General features: G+C 37.3%; 4 protein-coding genes. 1 reads left to right on the top strand and 3 read right to left on the bottom strand.

The window, feature by feature from the left end; translation table 11 throughout:
* Nucleotides 1-179: 179 nt before the first annotated feature.
* Nucleotides 180-710: a molybdopterin-guanine dinucleotide biosynthesis protein B gene (gene mobB, locus V7150_RS14355; protein WP_335519382.1), complete on the bottom strand. Its 531-nt coding sequence runs from the start codon at nt 708-710 to the stop codon at nt 180-182.
* Nucleotides 698-1,963: a molybdopterin molybdotransferase MoeA gene (locus tag V7150_RS14350; RefSeq protein WP_335519379.1), complete on the bottom strand. Its 1,266-nt coding sequence runs from the start codon at nt 1,961-1,963 to the stop codon at nt 698-700. The genes mobB and V7150_RS14350 overlap by 13 nt, the downstream gene beginning before the upstream one ends.
* Nucleotides 1,964-2,194: 231 nt before the next feature.
* Between V7150_RS14350 and ric the strand changes: the two genes are divergently transcribed.
* Nucleotides 2,195-2,893 carry an iron-sulfur cluster repair di-iron protein gene (gene ric, locus V7150_RS14345; RefSeq protein ID WP_335519375.1) on the top strand — a complete coding sequence of 233 codons (699 nt, stop codon included), beginning with the start codon at nt 2,195-2,197 and terminating at the stop codon, nt 2,891-2,893.
* Nucleotides 2,894-3,026: 133 nt separating this feature from the next.
* On the opposite strand, the gene moaA is transcribed toward ric, so the two are convergent.
* The gene (gene moaA, locus V7150_RS14340; protein WP_335519372.1) at nt 3,027-4,043 is read right to left on the bottom strand and encodes a GTP 3',8-cyclase MoaA; all 1,017 of its coding nucleotides are present in this window, start codon (nt 4,041-4,043) and stop codon (nt 3,027-3,029) included.
* Nucleotides 4,044-4,218: the final 175 nt, after the last annotated feature.

Below are 4,218 nucleotides of genomic sequence, written 5' to 3'. Positions count from 1 at the left end.
TCCTTAAAAGAGGGTTTTTGATTAGCTATTCAGAAAACCAATTCAGAAGAAATAAGTTAAATATTTAATGCAACTAAAAATAAATTCAATTATACTTTTCATAAAAAAAAGACTGAACGGTAAAACCGATCAGTCTTTAGGTAACTAATTTTTATGGCAATTTTTTTAATTTGGTACATCTATTTTTTTAGCCTTTGGATGGATTCTGCTATCCAAATAATAGCTGTTTCATCATCAATTAGAAAGGAAGGCATACTCCATTTTGCTGTAATCATATCCCTCATCTCTTCCATCCAGTACACAACTGCCGTAACATTTTTCACCATTTCTAATAAAATCAGGTCCTGTTTATCTCTTACTAACAATAGCTTAGGATAATTTTCCTGCTTATAACCCTCAATTAATATTACATCTGGATTGAAAGATTTTAGCAACTCAATCTGTTTTTCAAGACTATGTTGGAAGTTTTCAGCCTGAAGAATCAGTCTGCCATCCCCTTCAACAATTGATGCAATCGCACCTGCTGAAAGATGTTTGCTTGAATCCTTTTGATCCGCTGCATCTGGTTTCCCCCCATGGCCATGATGTTTAATGGTCACCGTTTTTAAACCACGATCCTTTAGTGCTTTAATAAGCTTTGTTGTTAAAGTTGTTTTCCCACTATTTTGATATCCTACTACTTGAAATACTACTGGCTTTACCAAGGCCACTCACTGCCGACCTGGTCCTCAAGTAAAAGAACATCTACCTCGCTTCCAGCAGTAAATCCACGCGTTCCACCAGGAAGAATCGTTAAGGAATTTGCACCTGAAAGACTCATAATAATATTTGACTTATCTAGTCCGCTCGGAGTAACTCTTAACCTTCCATCCTCGATAAATACCGAGCTGCGCACCAATCTCGTAAATGGATTTGCTTTTAAAAAGTCAACCTCTAAGACTGCTTTCTCTCTCCGTAAGTGCGGTTTTTCTGAAAAAAGTAGTCCGCGAATAATCGGCCGTGCATACAATTCAAAGCCGACATAACAGGCAGATGGGTTCCCTGAAAGCCCAAACAGAATTTTATTATTAAATCGAGCTACCGTCGTAACACTTCCGGGTCGCATTGCCACTTTATTAAAGAATACCTCTGCACCCAGTTTTTTATAAATTGCCGGAAGATAGTCAAAATCTCCAACCGATACACCTCCGGTCGTAATTAACAAATCTACCTTATTCAAAGTGTTTTTTACTGCTTCAAAACATGTATCAAAATCATCAGGCAACTTACCAAAATAATGAACAGTCCCCCCTGCCCTTTCTATTTGGGCAGCAATCATATGGGAATTGCTATTGCGAATTTTTCCTGGCACTAATTCTTCTTCCACTTCTAAAAGCTCTGTTCCAGTCGCAAACAGACCGACAAGTGGTTTTTTTGCCACGGGTACATTCTTATAGCCAAAAGTAGCAAGCATGGCTTGGATACCGGGATTAATCAATGTTCCTTTTTTTACTAAGACTTCACCTTTTTTCGCGTCTTCACCTTTTAAGGAAACATTATCCCCCTTGTTAAATCTTCGTTTTATCGACATAAAAGGTTTTCCGTTTTTTTCGTAGTCTTTTGCAACTTCAAACATGACGACTGCATCGGTTCCTTCCGGCATCATTGCCCCTGTCATGATTCGAACTGCTTGATTTTGACCGACAATCTTCGTTGAAACCAATCCGGCACCTATATGATCAATTACTTCAAATTCGACTGGATTGGACAGTGTAGCCTCAAGAGTATCGATGGATCTGACTGCAAAGCCATCATAAGGTGCCCGGTCAAAGTGAGGCACGTCGCTAGTCGCAATTAAATCTTCTGATAAAAAACGGCCAAAACTCTCATTTATCGAAACATGTTCTGTTACACCATGTAATTGATGTTCCATTATTTTTTGGACTGCTTCACCAATTGGAATCGGTATTCTTCTTTCTAACAAACTACATCAACTCCTGCCTAATACTAGTAATTTTTAACTATGTATAAAATTTTATCATCTAATATTCATTATAAGCCTATAGAAAACTTGCTAACATATCAAATGTCACAAAATAAGGAATTAATTAAATCATAGCGAAAGTGTGATGCAGGTCACCTAATTAATATTTGTTTTCAATTATGCTTAAGTCAGAAATAACCAACCTTTAAAAAAATTCAAGGAGGATTTTTCATGACTTTCACTATTACTGAGAATTCATTAGTTAAAGATATTGTTAACGAATTACCAAAAACAAGTGATGTATTCAAAAAGAACCGCATCGATTTCTGCTGCGGCGGAAACATCCCATTGTCACAAGCTGTTGCTCAAAACCAGCTTAATATGGATACTTTATTAGAAGAATTAAAAATCGTATTTGAGACATACGAGAATACCGAAAAAGATGTAGAAGTTTGGACAGAATCTGATTCAAATACAATCATGGAACATATCATTTCAAATTACCACCGTGTATCTGAAGAAGAGTTATCAATGCTCAGCCCATATGTAACGAAAGTATCACGTGTACACGGCGACAACCATCCTGAGTTATTAAAAGTGAATGAACTCTTTTATGAATTTAAAAAAGAATTGCTTAAGCATATGGAAAAAGAAGAAGCTATTGTATTCCCGTTAATTAAGCAGATCATAGACGGAACTGTTGAAAATCGCAAAGAAGCGATTGCAATGATTACAGAGCTTGAAAAGGAACACGACCATGCCGGTGAGATTTTAAGACAAATCCGTGAAGTAACATCTGACTATAAACTTCCACTAGATGCCTGTGGTACGTACCGTTTAGTTTATGCACGCTTGGAAGCATTAGAAGAATTAACCTTCATGCATGTTCATCTTGAAAATAATATTTTATTCCCTCGATATATTGCATAATGATCAACAGCCCGCTTGCTGCAAGCGGGCTGTTTTATAAAATGAGGATCTATATCTGAACTTTGATAACTGTCTAGCTCGCAGCGCCCAGCAGCTAGTGTACTTCGCTAAACGGGCGCTTCCGCTTTTCTAGTTAACCGCCAATATAAGACATTTCGATCTTTTTACGATTTTTATTTGTTTCCGCTGTTCTTTCGTCCGAATATCTGTCATCTCGACCATTCCAAATATCTGTAATCCGCTCAGCTATTTGCTCATCGGTAGCCCCATTTCTCATGAAATTCCGAATATCATGGCCATTTCCATTAAATAAGCAGGTAAAAATCTGACCATTTGCTGAAAGTCGGGATCGAGTGCAGCTTGAGCAGAAAGACTCAGAAACGGAAGTAATAAACCCTACATTCACGTCAGAATCTTTATAGCGATAAAGCTTTGCCACTTCCCCAAAATAAGCAGGATCAATAGGCTCCAGTTCAAAATGCTCTTTCAATAGATGATAAATCTGTTTTTTGGTAATAACATCATCCATTTTCCAGCCGTTTGTCGAGCCAACATCCATGAACTCGATATACCTAAGCTCTAAACCGTGGTTTTTGCAGTATTCTGCCATTGGAATAATTTCAGAATCATTTAGACCTTTTTTTACAACCATGTTGATTTTGACCCCAAGGCCCGCCTGTTTTGCCGCTTCAATCCCATCTAATACAGGACCCGTACCTACCTGGCGCCCATTAATTTGTCCAAACAATTCATCGTTTAGGGTATCAAGGCTGACATTTACTCTTTTGAGACCTGCAGCTTTTAACTCACCAGCCAATTTCGGCAAAAGAACGCCATTTGTTGTTAAGCCTATGTCCCTTAGGCCGTCAATAACAGAGAGTTTTTTGACAAGAATCGGCATATCCTTGCGAAGCAGTGGTTCACCGCCTGTTAAGCGGATTTTTTCCACTCCTAAACCGACAAATATTTTTCCTAGGCGTTCAATTTCTTCATACGTCAGCAAGGCGCTTCGAGGAAGAAATTCAAAGTCCGGACCAAATTGGTCTGCTGGCATACAGTATTGGCAGCGAAAATTACAGCGATCTATGACAGAAATTCTTAAGTCACGTAAAGGTCTATTTAATTTATCCTTAATAATGGTTTTTTCCATTCGTATCAACTCCATTATTTTCAAAGAAGCTATTTATTTTCAGTGTATCAGGGTTTTACTAAAAAAACTGTTACTTTATTCACTATTAAAATACTTTTTATTATTATTCTTATCTTAACAGATGTTTGTACATGAATAAAAGATTGATTTTGGAAATCATTATCCACTTTAAATT

It is taken from the genome of Neobacillus drentensis (genome assembly GCF_036965245.1).
GTDB classification, from domain to species: domain Bacteria; phylum Bacillota; class Bacilli; order Bacillales; family Cytobacillaceae; genus Neobacillus; species Neobacillus drentensis_G.
The sequence above is the reverse complement of the archived record's forward strand: the minus strand, read 5'-3'. Positions and strand labels throughout refer to the sequence as shown.

Coding starts and splice junctions, on each gene's coding strand:
- ric (WP_335519375.1), top strand. CDS start 2,195: ATGACTTTCACTATTACTGAGAATTCATTAGTTAAAGATATTGTTAAC.
- moaA (WP_335519372.1), bottom strand. CDS start 4,043: ATGGAAAAAACCATTATTAAGGATAAATTAAATAGACCTTTACGTGAC.